At 52.1% G+C, this 16,789-nt stretch carries 12 protein-coding genes; 9 read left to right on the top strand and 3 right to left on the bottom strand.

The genetic code is table 11. The features are described 5' to 3' along the window. Positions 1-48: 48 nt before the first annotated feature. Positions 49-1,797, bottom strand: a complete 1,749-nt coding sequence (locus MKX63_RS21800; protein ID WP_341020004.1) for an alpha-glycosidase — start codon at positions 1,795-1,797, stop codon at positions 49-51. 916 nt (positions 1,798-2,713) lie between these two features. Here MKX63_RS21800 and MKX63_RS21805 point away from each other — a divergent pair. The 9 genes from MKX63_RS21805 (at position 2,714) to MKX63_RS21845 (ending at position 15,804) form a co-directional block, all read left to right on the top strand. Then, positions 2,714-4,048 (top strand): sugar ABC transporter substrate-binding protein, encoded by a 1,335-nt coding sequence (locus tag MKX63_RS21805; RefSeq protein WP_341020007.1) that lies wholly within the window; start codon positions 2,714-2,716, stop codon positions 4,046-4,048. 101 nt (positions 4,049-4,149) lie between these two features. Then, positions 4,150-5,463, top strand: coding sequence for a sugar ABC transporter permease (locus tag MKX63_RS21810; protein WP_341020009.1), 1,314 nt, complete (start codon positions 4,150-4,152; stop codon positions 5,461-5,463). Further along, the gene (locus tag MKX63_RS21815) at positions 5,460-6,308 is read left to right on the top strand and encodes a sugar ABC transporter permease (protein WP_341020010.1); all 849 of its coding nucleotides are present in this window, start codon (positions 5,460-5,462) and stop codon (positions 6,306-6,308) included. The genes MKX63_RS21810 and MKX63_RS21815 overlap by 4 nt, the downstream gene beginning before the upstream one ends. Positions 6,309-6,425: 117 nt before the next feature. Then, positions 6,426-8,606, top strand: a complete 2,181-nt coding sequence (locus MKX63_RS21820; protein WP_341020012.1) for a methyl-accepting chemotaxis protein — start codon at positions 6,426-6,428, stop codon at positions 8,604-8,606. 105 nt (positions 8,607-8,711) lie between these two features. Further along, entirely contained in the window at positions 8,712-9,371 is a 660-nt protein-coding gene (locus tag MKX63_RS21825) for a Type 1 glutamine amidotransferase-like domain-containing protein (protein WP_341020013.1), read from the top strand. Between the two features lie 421 nt (positions 9,372-9,792). Beyond that, positions 9,793-10,689 (top strand): AraC family transcriptional regulator, encoded by an 897-nt coding sequence (locus MKX63_RS21830; protein ID WP_341023185.1) that lies wholly within the window; start codon positions 9,793-9,795, stop codon positions 10,687-10,689. Positions 10,690-10,841: 152 nt separating this feature from the next. Then, positions 10,842-12,347: an alpha-glucosidase/alpha-galactosidase gene (locus MKX63_RS21835; RefSeq protein ID WP_341020015.1), complete on the top strand. Its 1,506-nt coding sequence runs from the start codon at positions 10,842-10,844 to the stop codon at positions 12,345-12,347. Between the two features lie 533 nt (positions 12,348-12,880). Further along, positions 12,881-14,098, top strand: coding sequence for an IS110 family transposase (locus MKX63_RS21840; RefSeq protein WP_341018523.1), 1,218 nt, complete (start codon positions 12,881-12,883; stop codon positions 14,096-14,098). A gap of 560 nt (positions 14,099-14,658) precedes the next feature. Beyond that, a complete protein-coding gene (locus MKX63_RS21845) occupies positions 14,659-15,804 on the top strand; it encodes a stalk domain-containing protein (RefSeq protein ID WP_341020017.1) in 1,146 nt (381 codons plus the stop codon). A 4-nt stretch (positions 15,805-15,808) separates the two neighbouring features. Here MKX63_RS21845 and MKX63_RS21850 read toward each other — a convergent pair whose 3' ends face one another. Both MKX63_RS21850 and MKX63_RS21855 read right to left on the bottom strand, forming a co-directional pair. Further along, entirely contained in the window at positions 15,809-16,384 is a 576-nt protein-coding gene (locus MKX63_RS21850; RefSeq protein ID WP_341020019.1) for a DUF2812 domain-containing protein, read from the bottom strand. Beyond that, positions 16,384-16,716, bottom strand: coding sequence for a PadR family transcriptional regulator (locus MKX63_RS21855; protein ID WP_341023187.1), 333 nt, complete (start codon positions 16,714-16,716; stop codon positions 16,384-16,386). The genes MKX63_RS21850 and MKX63_RS21855 overlap by 1 nt, the downstream gene beginning before the upstream one ends. Positions 16,717-16,789: the final 73 nt, after the last annotated feature.

Genomic DNA, 16,789 nt, shown 5'->3' on the forward strand with positions numbered 1-16,789 from the left:
CAAGCTACTGGTTAAAATAGTCTCGCAAGGTATGCTTGTGATGTTACCCTAGGACAAGTTGGCCTGAAGCACGGCGAAGCCGTATGCCGGCAGCCGCAGTGACAGCTTGCCGCGTTCGGCGCGGAGCGCTTCGCCGGTCCACAGATTCTCCCAGTTGCGTTCCTGAACGTCCAGCCGGAAGGTCTGCACCGTCTCCTCCGTATTGATCAGCACGATGATCAGATCATCGTCCAGACTGCGCTCATATGCCAGCTTACTGCCCCCGGCTCCGGCTTCAAGGAAGGTGAAGCGTCCGGTACGCAGTGCCGGATGGCTGCTGCGGATCTCAATCAGCTTACGGTAAAAGTTGAACAAATCGCGGTCCTGCCGCTCAGGGTCCCACTCCATGCATTTCCGGCAGTCCGGGTCGCCTCCGCCATCCATTCCGATCTCATCTCCGTAGTAAATGCAGGGCGTGCCCATGAAGGTGAACTGGAACAGCGCAGCCAGCTTCATAACGTTCTTATCTCCCTCTGCCACAGTCAGCAGACGCGCAGTATCGTGGCTGTCAAGCAGATTGAAGGCAACCTCGCTGGCCTGGAGCGGATAGCGGGACAGCTGTCTGCCGATCGAATGGGCGAAGCCTTCCGCATCCAGCGTTCGGTAGACGAAGAAGTCAAGCACCGCATCGGTGAACGGGTAGTTCATTACGGCATCGAATTTGTCGCCTTCCAGCCAAGGGGCTGATTCATGCCAGATCTCGCCCAGAATGTAAGCCTCAGGATTGGCGCGCTTCACTACTTTGCGGAAATCACGCCAGAATTCGTGATCCACCTCGTTGGCCACATCCAGACGCCAGCCGTCGATGCCGACCTCCTTAATCCAATACTCTGCGACCTTCAGCAAATATTCCTTCACCTCAGGATGCTCCGTGTTCAGCTTCGGCATCAGCGGCTCGAAGGCGAAGGCATCGTAAGTCGGAATGTTGTTCACGACCTGGAGCGGATATTCCCGGATATGGAACCAGTTCTTATACTCCGAATCCTCGCCTTTCTCCAGTACATCCACGAACGGGGCGAAGGTACGGCCCGCATGGTTGAAGACCGCATCCAGCAACACACGGATACCGCGCTCATGGCAAGCATCGACCAATCTTTTCAGCGTGTCCACATCACCGAAATGCGGATCGACCTGCATATAGTCCTCGGTGTCATATTTGTGATTGGTGGTGGCAGTGAAGACTGGTGTGAAATAAATGCCCGTAATGCCCAGCTCTGTCAGATGGTCAAGATGATCTATGACACCCTGCAGATCTCCGCCGAAGAAATTATCCGGCCGGGGGGTTCCGCCCCAAGGCTCCACATGATCAGGACTTATGTCAGGATTGCCGTTAGCGAACCGTTCCGGGAAAATCTGATAAAACACCGCATCCTTGACCCAAGCCGGAGGCGTGAAGACATCACCGCGGCTTATGTAGGGGAATTCAAACAGCCGGTTGGGATTCGCGGGACGCTCCTTCTGGAAATCACTCTCTGTCATCCAGATCCTCTCTTGGCCCTGCTGCAGCAGGAAGCCGTATTTCAGCCTGCGGTAGAGCGGCACCGATTCGCATTCCCAGTAATCGAACATCGCATCGGAAGTGAACAGGGTCATCGGGATTAATTCCTTGGTGGTGTCCCAGGCATATTTATCGCCCGCCCAGGCGAAAACCTCAGTCAGATCGCCTTTCTTGGCCCGCAGCCGCAGGTGGATGGTGTTGTGATCGTAGGCGTACGACCAGTTCAGACGGGGACGATGATACACGGCTTCTAATAACATAATAATTCCTCCTAGATTTAGTTTGGCTATATAGAGTGAACTTAGAAATTTAAATTAAGGGAAAAGTGGCGGAGGGGAATTTTGGAACTGGAGGAGCGGTAGCGACCGCCTGAAAGCTTTACGCAGGAAAGCTCGCATCGTAAGCATCAGCAGTCTGCGGATTTCAACCGTTATCAACGGTATATCAAGAAATCTGCGGACAACAGCGGCCGGAAGTCCAAAACTTCTCTGGAGTCACGGCTAATCCCAAAACATAAAAACCAGTAGTTCAATTTATATAGATTACGCACCCGATTCTGCACATGGCAAAAAGGCACAACCGCCGGTCAGATTACGCCGAGGTTGTACCCGATAAGGGACAGTGCCTTTAGATTGGTGAAGAATGAGGTGTTTCATGATGGTTTGGATTATAGCACGGAACAAAATGAGGTTCAAGAGGTTTGTACAAACAGTTGCACAAAGAAAACTCAACGGGAAACCGATTTCCAAAGTCTGTAAATTGATAATATTTAGCAATTATACAACAAAATTCGTCTAAATACGACAAAAAATGCAGATTCAAATTTTGAAATTGAAGTATATTTAAGTTATTTAAAGAAATCATGCGATATATAGAGTAAAGGTAACAATTTCCCCGTTAAATAGCCGAATTTCATTGATTTTATAGTGTGCAAACGTTTTTACAACTACAAGCCTGCTGATGTATTATGAATTCAGGAATGAAGCGCTTTCTAAACCGGGTATAACGTATTCGGAAGAGGCACAGGAAGAAAGCAGAATTTTTTTTGAATCCTCTGAAATCGTTTGCGCAAACTAGGGAGCGTCATCGTACAATCGAAAGAAGCATCAGCGTAAAGTGGAAAGAAGATTCATCGTCAAATCAAGTGATATACACACACAGGAGGGGTTAAAAGGAATGGATCTCAAAAAACTTATGGTTCTCACCGCAGCGTGCTCGATGGCAATCTCAATTACGGCGTGCGGCTCAAACAACAATACCGGGGGAAATGCAGCGGCGACTAATGCGCCTGCGGAAAGTGCGGCAGCTACAGATAATGCAGGGGCTGGCAGCGACAACGCTCCGGCAGCGGGTGAGATCGTCCCTGAAGAAGGCGCTTCCCTAGTGATCTGGGAGAGTAAGGAAGAAAGACAGTTCGCCGAAGAAGTCGCGAAGCAGTTCACTGCCAAGTATAATGTTCCGGTCAAAATCGAAGAGGTAGCCCCGCCGGATCAAGTCGGCAAGCTTACCCAGGATGGTCCTTCCGGTCTGGCTGCGGACGTCATCGTCATTCCTCATGATAATCTCGGCAAGGCGGCCAGCGCGAGCCTGCTGCTTCCAAACGATATTTTTGCAGAACAGACCAAGGCGGAGAATACGGAGGCTTCCATCGTAGGTTCTTCCTATGACGGCGAGCTGTACGGCTATCCTAGAGCGGCAGAGACCTATGCGTTGTTCTATAACAAGTCTCTGGTCAAAGAAGCTCCGAAATCCTTCGATGACGTTATTGCCTTCAGCAAAACGTTCACCGATAAAGCCAAAAACCGGTACGGCATTATGTGGGAAGTGGGCAACATGTACTTCAACTATCCGTTCATCGCCACTACCGGCGGCTACCTGTTCGGCAAAGACGGTACCGACAAGGACGACATCGGCCTCAACAATGAAGGTGCAATCAAAGGTCTGACTGAATTTGCCAAGCTGAAGGAAGTCTTGCCGATCAAGAGCGGTGACATTAACCCGGATATCAAGCGCAGTCTGTTCAACAGCGGGGATGTAGCTATGGATATCACAGGACCTTGGGAGCTTGCCGGATATAAAGAAGCGCTGGGCGACAAGCTGGGAATCGCCCCGGTTCCTACCATTGACGGCAAAACTGCTATTACCTTCTCCGGGATCAAAATCTTTACCGTCAACGCCTACACGCAATATCCGAATGCGGCTAAGCTCTATGCCCACTTTGCTTCCGGCAAAGATTCGCAGCTGACACTTAACAAGCTGGTCGGCTCCGTACCGACCAACCTCGAAGCGCTGAAAGATCCGCAGATTACGGGTGACGAGTTCGTATCCGCTTTTGCTGAGCAGGCCAAGAACTCCCAGCCGATGCCTTCGATTCCTGAAATGGGGAACGTCTGGAGCCCGGTGAATGCCGCACTTCCGGCCATCTGGGATAACAATACCGATCCGAAGGCAGCCATGGACAAAGCTGTAGAGCAGATTAAAGACTTGAACAACGGGGCTTCTGCCCAGTAACTACACAACCATCAGCTTACCGTGGAATTAGAGTTGCCCGCCGCATAGTCTGCGGCGGGCAGTTTCCTTGAATTCCGCACGGAGAGGAGAACGGAAGGGAAATGCAGCGACACAAAGCGAGAGCTGGAATACTGTCGGCCATTTTTATGGGGCTCGGGCAAATATACAACCGCCAATTCATCAAAGGCCTTATGTTCATAGCGGTAGAAGCTGTGGCACTTATCTATTTCATTAACAATTTGGGAAGAGCCTTCTGGGGGATCACCACACTCGGAGAATCGCCAAGCCGGCTGGAGAAGGTTAAAGGGATTGCCAAAATGGTCCCCGGAGACCATTCCATCGTTATTCTGATTGAAAGTCTGATTACCCTGCTGTTCTTTGTGTTATTCCTGATCGTCTGGTATATGAATATTAGGGATGCCTATAAAATCGGAGCAGAACGCGAAAACGGCCGTCCATCGCATACATTTACTCAATCTGTACGTTATATTCTGGATTATAAATTCGCCCAGAGCTTCCTGCTGCTCCCGGGGCTTGGAATTCTGTTCTTCACCATTATGCCGATCATCTTTATGATCATGCTGGCGTTTACCAACTATGCTGCACCGAACCACATTCCTCCGGCCAAGCTTGTAGACTGGGTTGGATTCGAGACCTTCCGCAATCTGCTGGTGCTGAAATCATGGAGCCATACCTTTTATGGTGTACTTACCTGGACGATAATTTGGGCGGTTCTTTCGACTGTAACTACTTATTTCGGCGGGATGCTGGTTGCCCTGCTGATCAGCCAAAAAGGTATACGCTTCAAAGGCATGTGGAGAATGCTCCTGATCATTCCTTACGCCATTCCGCAGATGATCTCGCTTCTCTTGATGCGCAACCTGTTCAACGGACAGTTCGGCCCGATCAACCAGTACCTCGGTTACTTCGGACTAGGGGGTCTGCCTTGGCTGACTGATCCATTCTGGGCCAAGGTTACAGTTATTGTCGTGAACATGTGGGTGGGAATTCCGGTATCCATGCTGCTAATTATGGGGGTGCTGACTACAATTCCCCGCGATATGTATGAGGCGGCTGAGGTGGATGGTGCGACCAATTATCAGAAATTCCGGATCGTCACCCTGCCGATGATTCTGTTCTCCACCGCACCTACGCTGATTATGCAGTTCGCCGGGAATATCAACAACTTCAATGCGATCTTCCTGCTGACGGGAGGGAACCCGGTGAACGGGAACTACCAGTACGCCGGTTCGACGGATCTGCTCGTTACCTGGCTGTATAAGCTGACGCTGGATCAGAACAAGAATAATATGGCGTCTGCAATCGGCATCATCTTGTTCATCATTGTTGCCGGGTTCTCCCTGTACAATTACCGCCGGACCAAATCGTTCCAAGAGGAGGATATGATTCAATGATTATCGGACGCAAAGCTGCGAACTTTATTCGCCTCTGCTTAAGCTATATTGTTCTCGTTGCCCTGGCGGTCGCTGCAATCTATCCGGCACTCTGGATTCTGCTTGCATCGTTCCGTCCGGGTAAATCCCTGTACAGCAAGACGCTGATTCCTGAGACATTCACTCTCGCCCACTATAAGGAGCTGTTCACCTCACCGGTCTATATGTTTGGAACCTGGTATGGGAATACGCTTAAGATTGCGGTGTTCTCGATGCTGATCGGGGTCGTGCTGACGCTGTTGACCAGCTATGCCTTATCCCGGTTCCGGTTCAAAAGCCGTAAGACTACCATGTCCACACTGCTGATTCTCGGGATGTTCCCTGGCTTCATGAGCATGATTGCCATCTATCTGCTGCTGAAGGAGTTCAATCTGCTGGATACCCATCTGGCGCTGATTATCGTCTATGCGGCCGGAGCGCCGCTTGGTGGAACGCTGATTGCCAAGGGCTTCCTGGACACGATTCCGCGTTCGCTGGATGAAGCCGCACGGATTGACGGGGCGAGCAACTTCGGGATTTTCACCCGGATTATCCTGCCGTTGTCCCGTCCAATGATCACCTATATAGCGCTGACCCTGTTTGTCGGCCCGTGGGTGGATTTCATCTTCGCCAAGCTGATTCTGCGGACCAAGGAGAACTGGACGGTTGCCGTGGGGATGTGGGATATGGTCAATACGATGCAGAATTCCAACTTCACGCTGTTTGCGGCGGGTGCCGTGTTGATCTCTGTACCGATTATGATTCTGTTCGGCTTCCTGCAGCGCCTGCTGGTTGACGGGCTGACTGCGGGAGCAAGCAAGGGATAGGAAATAGTAATTAAACAATGTATGTACGAATAACGGGTGCGGCCTTGAAGCAGTTCTGAGGGGCTGCACCTTTCTTTTGTGGAGAAATCGTGATCTGGATGATAAGGGGAGAATGTAATGCGGCAGCGGCGATTCATTAATTTCAGCTCGGTTGGCGTCAAGTTATTCGTAATTCTGTTCTGTACTATTGTCCTGTTGTCCTCAGTCCTGGGCTTAACCTCCTATTATGCGGCAAAAGGGATCATTACCGATGAGGTGGCAGCTGCCTCCTCACAGTCCATTGTCCAGGCGGCGGACAAGCTGGATTTCCTGTTCGCTGAATATGAAGCGCTCTCCAGGCAATTCGCTGTAGATCCGGCGCTAAAGGCTGACATGGAGACGGTTAATCTTCCAACCGCCGGTACGGTTGCGCGGGCGGCCGCAGAGGACCGGATACGCCGCAAGCTGGACTCCGTGAGAGGATCGGATGAGCGGCTGCTGGGTGTCCGGCTGGTCGCAAGAAGCATGGTGGACGCCGAATCCTACAAATCGACGGGGATTAGCGGTGTGCGCAGTGATGAGGGCATCCTTGCACGGATGAAGGAGATCGATAACGCTAAAGGCAATCCCGTCTGGTTCCCCGTCCGGGCTAAAGGCTTCTTCGATGCCTACAGCCAGTCCGCTATGACGATGGGCCGTCTGCTGCGGAATATTCAGAATCCGGCGGCAGAGTACTACATGCTGATTGAGGTGAAGGGCCAGGCGCTGACGGATGTGCTGTCCAATCTGCATATCGGGCTGGGTGGGGAGATCCGCATCCTTGATTCTTCGGGCCGGGTTACCTACAGTGCTGACGATGCACTGCTCGGGCAGGCTTCTTACATACATACCGGAGAGTTGAAGGCCGGAGCACAGACCGGAGTGCAGAAGAAGGAGGGGCAGAAGCTGCCTGCGGCGGGGAAGAGTGAGGAGCCGGATCTGACCGGGAAACGGGAGAGTGAGGGACAAGAGCCGGCCGGAGCACGCCAGGGGGAGGACGGGAAGCGGTCCTTCACGGCCGGGGATGAGCAAGGAAGCCCGCAGCTTGTAGTCTACCAGCCGCTGAGTACGGCGGACTGGACGCTGATGGGGTACGCTCCGGTGAGTGATTTCACCCGATCGGCCGACCGGCTGCTCTATATTACCTTGCTGGTAGTCTTGGCTGCCGCTCTAATTGGTCTGGTCATCGGCTATGTCTTGGTGCGGCTGATCGGCCGTCCGCTCGGCAAGCTGGCCCGACTGATGGAAGAGGGCGAGCGGGGCAATCTGCAGGTACGGACCAGCTTCAAGGGCCAGGATGAGATCGGGCGGCTGGGCTACAGCTTCAACCGGATGATGGAGCAGATCTCCCGGCTGGCCGGGCAGAGCAGCAGCTCGGCTGCAGAGGTATTAGCGACCTCGGAGCAGCTCGTTGCCGCATCCGGTGCGATTAGCGGCCAGGCCAGTGAGGTCGCAACTGCTACCGGCGAAATCGCCGGGGGAGCCGCCAGTCTGGCAGCCGAGGCCGAGAGCAGCAATGCCAAGGTAGAGCTGATGGGCGGCAAGACTAGCGAAGTAGCAGAGAACAATGCAGTTATGGCAGCATCCGCAGGGAAGGTTATGGAGGTCAGCGGCCAGGGAGCGGAGCGGATGAAGAAGCTGGTAGCGCAGAGTGAGGGGGTGCTGAAGCTGATGGATCTGATTCAGGAGAATTCAGCCATGCTGCGGGATAGCACGGTGCTGATCCGCAGCATCCTCTCCCCGATGATTGCGATGAATAAGCAGACGAATATTCTGGCGCTGAACGCATCGATTGAAGCCGTGCGCGCCGGTGCTGCCGGAAGAGGCTTCATTGTTATTGCCAATGAGATCAGAGGGCTGGCCAAACAATCGAGCGAGTCGATTGCCTCCGTCTCCCGGATTACCGGGGAGATCAGCGGCCATATCGAGAATACGGTCAAGGTTGTGAATGAGGCTGCGCCGATGTTTGACAGCCAGCTGGCCTTGGTCCGGGAATCCTCACTCATCTTCGGGAGTGTAAGGGCCGAGATGGAGGTGTTCAGCGGAGTTCTGAACCAATCCTCGGCGGCAGTCTCCGAGCTGGCCGAATACCAGCAGCAGTTGGGACAATCCATGGCGAGTGTGATCTCGGTAGTGCAGCAGACCAGCGCCTCTACGGAAGAGGTAGCGTCTATGTCCTCACAGCAATTTACGGTCAGCAGGGAGCTGGTCGCCCTGTCACACAGGCTGGAGGAGCTGGCAGAGCAGCTGAAGCAGTCGATGATTTCTTTTCAGGGATAATGGGATTAAGGTGAACGGGTGAGGAAGCGTATTGCGGGAGCCTGCGCTTTTCTATAAGATGGATGAGGTTAGATGCAGGATATCTTGAATACTGAAGGTGATGTCATGGACAAGCATTTATTTCTGAACGGCGGCGGTCCGCCGTTTACCCGTGGACTGGCACGGAGGTTCGTAAGCACGATGGCAGCAGCCGCAGAGCCTGTCGCTGTGTTATTTGAAGAAGGGGTAGACTGGCCGGACTATATGGCTGCTTGCATGCAGCCGCTGGCGGACGCGGGTATAGCTGAATTCTGTTATTTGCCGCTGAAGTCCACTGAGGTGAAGACTGCTATAGAGAGCCTCCAGACTTGCGGCGGGATCGTCATCGGGGGCGGGGATACGGATCTGTATGCTGATCTCATTGTGGATACCGCTATCGGTGAGGTGATCCGGCAGCGTTATGAGTCGGGAATACCGGTTGCGGGATTCTCGGCAGGAGCCTTGATTAGCCCGGAGCGCTGTGTAATTTCCGCCAAGGACAATGAAAGCAGACAATTCAAACACCGCAAGGGCCTCAATCTGATTCCTGAACTGCTGCTATCCGTTCATTTCACCCAGTGGGATGAGGAAGAACATTTACGGACAGCGGTCCGTACCCTCGGCGAGCTGCCGAATTACGGCATTGACGAAGAGACCGGCATCTACCTGCTGAATGGACAGCCCGAAGAGATAGAGGGCGGCGGGGTGTATAGTCTGGTGAATGGAATATTAACAAAGATTCACTGACGATGATGAACAGGAGCAGAGGGCGTTGGCCTTCTGCTCTTTTTTTGCGCCGGAGAACCTGGGCATGTGGTCGGAATGTAATCGGAAAACCGATTACAATCGGCTGGCGAGGGGTGTGTGGTCGGAATGTAATCGGAAAACCGATTACATTCGACTGGCGAGGGGTGTGTGGTCGGAATGTAATCGGAAAACCGATTACATTCGACTGGCGAGGGGTGTGTGGTCGGAATGTAATCGGAAAACCGATTACAATCGGCTGGCGAGGGGGACGTGGGCGGAATGTAATCGGAAAACCGATTACAATGTGTTGGGAGGAGGCATCCGGGCCGGAGGGTTGACCCCGCTGCTTGTCCTGCCTGCGATCAAGCGATACACTTGTGCTATTGATAATGGCAGAGGGGCGGCGGGCGGTGTGGCGGAGATGAACGGGAGTCTATTTGAACAGGGATTGCTGGAGCGGGATTACAGCCCGCACTTTCTGGCTTACTACTACAAGCAATGGAGCAATTATACGATGGCTTACCATCATCACAACTCCACGGAGATCATGTATCTTATCTCTGGCAGCTGTGTCGTGGAGGTGCGGGATGAAGCGGGCGGCGACACACCCTTCCGTCTGAAGCGGGGAGAGATGATTCTGCTGGATGCGGAGGTGCCGCACCGGCTTATCGTGAACGAGGGCTCCTCGTGCCGGATGCTGAATGTGGAATTTGCTTTTACCGAATATGGGGGCGTAGTTCCTTCCATTGGCAGCTTGGCCCGGGAGGAGGAGGTGCTCGCAGAGCTGCTGCGGCATCCGTTCGACAGCCTGGTGTTGCAAGGTCAGGAGGAGGTTTTCCATGTGCTAAAAGCGCTGGTGCTGGAGCTGGATCAACGCGGGCGGAGGGGGAGCAGTATGGTGAATCTGCTCTTCGTAGAGCTTCTGCTGCGGCTCGCCAGGCTGCGCATGGAGTCGCTACCGTCCAGCCAGCAGTCCTCACAGACTTACGTGAGGCGTGCCATCGAGTTCCTGCATCAGAATTATGACCGGAGCATTCAGGTTAAGGAGGTTGCGCTCTCCGTGAATGTTCATCCGGGCTATCTGCACCGCATCTTCCGGACGCATACAGGGCAGACCCTGACGGACTACCTGAACCAGCTGCGTATGGAGAAGGCCCGGATGCTCCTGGGACAGGGCGAGATTCCGGTAGCGGAGATTGCCGACTATGTGGGGATCAGCAGCAGGCAGTATTTTCATCTGCTATTCAAGAAATATTCAGGCTGTACTCCTATCGAATACCGCAACTCTATCGAACGCCATTATTGGAGTGAAGAATAGCTGCCTGTTCGTTTCGGGCTTGTTATTCTGCACATAAGGTTAGGATTGTTGACAGGTTACCGGCAAAATGGTCATGATATTGGTTACGCTTCCGGCAGCCTCCTTGCTACAATGGACAGGAGTCAATAATTCATTGCCGGAGGATGATTATTATGTCTTTTAAAGTAACCTTTATCGGGGCAGGCAGTATCGGTTTCACCCGCGGACTGCTGCGCGACCTGCTGACTGTGCCGGAATTCCGTAATATCGAAGTTTCGTTCATGGATATAAACAGCCATAACCTGGACATGGTCACCGAGCTGTGCCAGCGGGATATTAAGGAGAATGGTCTGGATATCATCATCTCTTCCACTACGGACCGCAGGGAAGCGCTCAGGGGGGCCAAGTACGTATTTTGTACTATTCGTGTGGGGGGCCTGGAGGCCTTCGCTACCGATGTGGATATTCCGCTGAAGTATGGCGTCGATCAGTGTGTAGGAGATACGCTGTGCGCAGGCGGGATTATGTACGGGCAGCGCGGGATCGCAGAGATGCTGGAGATCTGCCGTGATATCCGTGAGATGGCTGCGCCGGATGTACTGCTGCTGAACTACTCGAATCCGATGGCTATGCTGACCTGGGCCTGCAATAAATACGGCGGTGTGCGGACGATCGGACTCTGCCATGGCGTCCAGCATGGACATCAGCAGATCGCCCAGGTATACGGCCTGGAGAAGTCGCAGGTGGATATTATCTGCGCGGGCATCAATCACCAGACTTGGTATATCTCCGCGAAGCATGAAGGCAAGGATCTGACAGCAGGCCTACTGGAGGCGTTCGAGAAGCATCCGGATTACAGCCGTACGGAGAAGGTGCGGATTGATATGCTCCGCCGCTTCGGCTATTACAGTACAGAGTCGAACGGACACCTGAGCGAATACGTTCCGTGGTACCGCAAGCGCCCCGAGGAGATTATGGACTGGATCGATATGGGGGTATGGATTAACGGCGAGACAGGCGGATACCTGCGGATCTGTACCGAAGGCCGCAACTGGTTTGAGACAGACTTTCCGAACTGGATGAAGGACCCGGCGATGGAGTACATCCCGGAGAAGCGGGGCGAGGAGCACGGCTCGTTCATTATTGAAGGACTGGAGACAGGACGCGTTTACCGGGGACATTTTAATATGGTGAACAACGGCGTGATTTCCAATCTGCCGGCTGATGCTATTATTGAAGCGCCCGGCTACGTGGACCGTAACGGCATCTCGATGCCGCTGGTCGGCGACCTGCCGCTCGGTCTGGCAGCAGTCTGCAACGTCAGCATCTCCGTGCAGCGCCTGGCGGTGGAAGCGGCTGTGCATGGGGACGACAAGCTGCTGCGCCAGGCGTTCATGATGGACCCGCTGGTCGGTGCCGTCTGCAATCCGAAGGAGATCTGGCAGATGGTTGACGAGATGCTGGTAGCTGGAGAACAGTGGCTGCCGCAATACAGCGCAGCCATTGCGGCAGCAAAGGAACGCCTTGCTTCCGGTGATCTGATCCCGACAAGAGCCGGCAACGAGGGCGCGGCCCGCTTGAAGGTGAAGACGATAGACGAAATGATGCAGGACCGCGAGGCCGCGAACAAGAATGCCGGGGAATCCGACAAGGGCAAGGACCGCGAGAAGGTGCAGTAAGCGGAGCAGAGATAAGCTTAGGTGGAGCGAATATTTATTGGAATAAGGGCTGTCCCAAAAGCCATGAAATGGCTGCTTGGGATGGCTCTTTATTTTTGGCATAGGGGGAGGTGGGGGTAAGCGCGCTGGTCCGGGTGATGTATGCGAAAAACCGAACACAATTTACTCAGGGTAGGCGCTTGGGCTGGATGTATGCGAAAAACCGAACACAATTTGCTCAAGTAGGTGCTTGGGCTGAATGTATGCGAAAAACAGGCATGACAAGACAGAGACCTTGTCACCCCCAGGAATGAAAATAAGTGGGTGGCATCCGTCGCATCCATTCTAAAAGAGGCTGTAGTCGTCAACACTACATATACAAATCAAAGGGCGGAAACGGTTACTGGGATACACCCCGTGCGAAAAACTGTTCTATTGCGCTTTTCGAGCATCGCCTATTGTAGCCCCCAAAAGTACGTGTATTAAATTACACTCACTCGAGCGCATGATTTGTAAGCTGACGATGGAGGATGATTGGAATGGATGCTGTACGTATGTGTTGCGCCGGTCTGGACGTGCACCAGGAAACCGTTGTGGCCTGCGTGTTGAAAGGACCGATCGAACAGAAACCCCAATGTCACCTGAAAACCTTTGGGACGACAACCAAAGAATTGCTAGGCCTGCAAGATTGGCTGAGTGAACAAGGCTGTCGGGAGGTGGTGATGGAGAGTACGGGCGTGTTATGGAAACCGGTATGGAACATCTTAGAGGGCAGTTGTGATCTGGTCTTGGCCAACGCCCAGCGGGTAAAGAATACGCCGGGTCGAAAAAGTGACATGCAAGATGCGCGCTGGTTAGCGCAATTGCACCGTTGCGGGCTCATTGAAGGCAGTATGGTGCCCGAACAAGACATCCGGGATTTGCGAGACTTGACCCGTTACCGGAGTAAGATGGTGCAGGCGGTGACGGCGGAGAAAAACCGCATTCACAAAATCCTGCAGGATGCCAACATTAAGCTAACCACCTTTATGTCCGATCTATATGGGGTTTCGGGACGGGGCCTGCTCCAGAAGATCATGGACGGCGAGGTCATCGACGAAGGGACCGTTAAAAACCTGGTCAAAACCCGTTTGAAAAAGAAAGTTCCGCAGTTGCTAGACGCGCTCAATGGCAAGTTGCGCCGTCATCACCGCGAGATGATTCGAGACCACTGGGACCACTTGGTCTATTTGGAGAAAAGGATCACGGAGCTGGAAGCTCGAATCGAGGCGAAGGCAGAACCGTACCTGGAGGTGATTGAACAAATTGACTCCATTCCAGGAATTGAGCGGACGTCTGCCGTGACCATCTTTGCCGAAGTGGGGCCGCATGTCGCGGAAATGTTCCCGAGTGATGCGCAGTTTGCATCATGGGCGGGGGTGTGTCCAGGGAACAACGAAAGCGCGGGAAAGCGAAGAAAGTCAAAAACGATGCAAGGGAACAAGCATCTGAAAGGGGCCTTGTGTCAGGCGGCTTGGGCGAACTCTCGCTCCTCGAACCGGATCGGCCAATTTTTTCGACGAATACGTAAGAGAAGAGGCGATAAAAAAGCAAACGTCGCCACCGCGCATTTGCTGATTCGAATCCTCCATGCCCTGATGCGGGAGAAGAGGTCATACCAAGAAATAGACGTCTCACTAGGCGATGAGACGTCCAAGAAAAACACGTTAGATAGGTACGTGAACTATATCCAGCAGTTAGGATATAGCGTGCAATTAAATCCTATCCAATAGTCTTCCCTTTTTCAAAAAAAACGAAACGTTTTTTTGGGGCGGTGGGTCTTTTTTTGTCAAAACCCGTTCTGCTGCGCATTTTCCGGTACTTTTATTTTCGTATTAAACCGAACACAATTTACTCAGGGTAGGCGGTTGGGCCGAATGTATGCGAAAAACCGAACACAATTTACTCAGGGTAGGCGGTTGGGCCGAATGTATGCGAAAACCCATTCTCCTTGCCGCAATTGGGGGAATAGTTGGATTCTGGGCACTTGTTAACGAACGGATCGACGATACTCCGGCAAGAGTTGGAAAAACAACACTTAAATGTTTGCATAGCGCCCACTCGGAGCAAAATCGGCCCTAGCAGATGCTGTTTTTCCACTTGTTTACCTGTAATCGTAAGAAGTTGAAGAAATAAGCAGCGCTATTCCACTTGTTAGCTGCTGTGGCTATTGAGGCTCTGTATCCCTGGGGTGTTTTTGTTCTGTACTAGCTGAGAGATAAAGGAAATACATGGAGCAGACCGAATATAAATTGTAGAAATAAAATTTATCGTTCGAAGGAGAATAAGGGAATTGAAGAAAAGAATACATATGGCTAATGTGCTGTTAATCCTGCTGATTACTTTGTTAGGCGTTGCTATGACTTCTAATGCAGTATCCGCAGCAACAGCAACCCAAACTGCAAAGGGAATCCGTGTATATGTGCAAAATAAGGAAATTCATCCGCGTGCGGCTTCGGTGATTCAAGGAGGAAGTGTGTATGTAGAATTCCGTAGTGTGGTGCAGGCTTTGGGCTTTAAGTTCAAGTATGATGCTGACAGCAAGCAAATTACAGCTACCTCAGAGGATGCTTCTTTTAAAGTTGACCTCAAAACGAAAAAAACATTCGTAAACGGTTCTCTGTACACCCATAATTCGAACATTCCGATGGTTATTGGTTCGGGTGCGGATGCCCTGGTTGCGCTCTCTCTGTTCGAGGAGACTAACTATATCAATGCCGACTATGATAAGACGAACAAAATAGTTAAAGTATACGAGGATCTGCAAGGCAAGCCTAAAAAGGCGGACCTGAAAAAAATACAGGCACTAATTAAAGCCCATTATCAGACTCAGGCTGGCTTTCAGTCGATCGACAAGCTTGAAATGAAATCGTGGGGAGAGTATACCGTATTGCTTGCTGATGTCTCCTTTCGTAAGACAAACACTGAGCTCCTGGACCGGGTTGAGCATGTAAACTTGGAAATGGAACATAAGCCTGATGCCAGTTGGAAGATACATACTATAGAAATCAGTGATACAGACTATCTAAACTATACTTCATTGATTAATAAAGAGGTAAGCGTTCCTGCCGCAGATCAAATGGCCATTCGCGAGTTGCTCGCTGCTTATAGTAAAGCTATAAATGACAAAGATGTGGAGGCGGAACTGGCGCTGCAGGACCCTGCCAACAAGACTGCTGACTACGAACAGGAGATCAGAGAGCTCCGGGAATGGTCGAATCGAAAATTGGATATAGAATATACGCAAGAACAGGTAGTCATTGTCTCATTTTCGGCAAAGAAAGCAGTTGTCTATTCTATCTATACACTTCAAGCTAACAACGACCCATCGAAGTTCAAGGAGCGTTTCTACTCACTTACCTCTGTAGTTAAAAATAAGGATAGATGGTATATTGATTCAAATGGAGGAGTTACGCTTGGTAGAGAGGTTATCAAGTAAACCCTCACTCCCGAATCAGCTTCTCCTGCTGCAGCCGCGCGATCTTGCGGCGGACCGGCAGGCTGAGCCACACGAAGAACAGGCCCAGAATCACCACAGACACTCCTACGTAGAGGTTGATTTTGTAGATGATAGAGGAAGAATTTAGCATAAGCAGCATGATATTTAAGGAGCCCATAATCAGCTCCATGAACGCGAGGGACAGATAGACTTTGTAGATTCGCTGATAGTGTTTGATTTTGGAATCTGCATCGGTATAGATCTGAAAGGGGCCTTCCGAGGCCTTCCTTCTGAAGAATACCCAGCGTTGGTTCATGAATACACGATTGGCCTTGGAGGGGATCCCGAATGGCACACACTCGGCTCCGGTCTCCTCCATGAATTGCAAGTAGCCGGCCGCCTCCTTAGGGTCCTTCTCCAGCAGCTCAATCCGGTAAATATACTCCCCCTTGGTGCTCTCCTCAAACACATAACGGGCCCAAGAATGCTCCACCAGTGCCCATCCCTTGGCCGACATTTCATTCAGCCATGCTTCTTCCTTCTCGAAATCCATGAAAAATTTGCGTACCACCTGACTCATTACGCTTCGCCTCCCAGTAGCTTTCTTCCATTTGTGAGCAGCTCATCAAGCCTTGTCATTTCACTCTGGGCTATCGATTTGCCAAGTTCCGTAATCTGGTATTCCTTCTTGCGGGAATCCTCTCCGCCGGCCAGCAGCTGGATCCAGCCCCGTTCCACCAGCGTGCTTAACGCCCCGTATAACGTGCCTGCCCCCAGTTCCACGCGCTGATTGCTCAGCAGCTTCACATTCTGCATAATGCCGTAGCCGTGCATCGGGGTGAGCAGAGACAAGAGGATATAATAGACGCCTTCGGTCAGCGCCCCGTATTCATTGTTGCCGGACAATGCCATCACCTTCCTTATCGCGAATCTTTGAGTCTCATTCCACACAGACCGGGAATTTCATTTGCATTCCTTTGTATCC

The organism is Paenibacillus sp. FSL R7-0179 (assembly GCF_038002265.1).
Classification (GTDB): Bacteria; Bacillota; Bacilli; order Paenibacillales; family Paenibacillaceae; genus Paenibacillus_AQ.

Bases quoted from the DNA above. Each gene is read 5' to 3' on its own strand.
- MKX63_RS21855 (WP_341023187.1), bottom strand. From the start codon at position 16,716: ATGGCATTGTCCGGCAACAATGAATACGGGGCGCTGACCGAAGGCGTC.
- MKX63_RS21840 (WP_341018523.1), top strand. From the start codon at position 12,881: ATGTGTTGCGCCGGTCTGGACGTGCACCAGGAAACCGTTGTGGCCTGC.
- MKX63_RS21805 (WP_341020007.1), top strand. From the start codon at position 2,714: ATGGATCTCAAAAAACTTATGGTTCTCACCGCAGCGTGCTCGATGGCA.
- MKX63_RS21825 (WP_341020013.1), top strand. From the start codon at position 8,712: ATGGACAAGCATTTATTTCTGAACGGCGGCGGTCCGCCGTTTACCCGT.
- MKX63_RS21850 (WP_341020019.1), bottom strand. From the start codon at position 16,384: ATGAGTCAGGTGGTACGCAAATTTTTCATGGATTTCGAGAAGGAAGAA.
- MKX63_RS21830 (WP_341023185.1), top strand. From the start codon at position 9,793: ATGAACGGGAGTCTATTTGAACAGGGATTGCTGGAGCGGGATTACAGC.
- MKX63_RS21820 (WP_341020012.1), top strand. From the start codon at position 6,426: ATGCGGCAGCGGCGATTCATTAATTTCAGCTCGGTTGGCGTCAAGTTA.
- MKX63_RS21815 (WP_341020010.1), top strand. From the start codon at position 5,460: ATGATTATCGGACGCAAAGCTGCGAACTTTATTCGCCTCTGCTTAAGC.
- MKX63_RS21800 (WP_341020004.1), bottom strand. From the start codon at position 1,797: ATGTTATTAGAAGCCGTGTATCATCGTCCCCGTCTGAACTGGTCGTAC.
- MKX63_RS21810 (WP_341020009.1), top strand. From the start codon at position 4,150: ATGCAGCGACACAAAGCGAGAGCTGGAATACTGTCGGCCATTTTTATG.
- MKX63_RS21835 (WP_341020015.1), top strand. From the start codon at position 10,842: ATGTCTTTTAAAGTAACCTTTATCGGGGCAGGCAGTATCGGTTTCACC.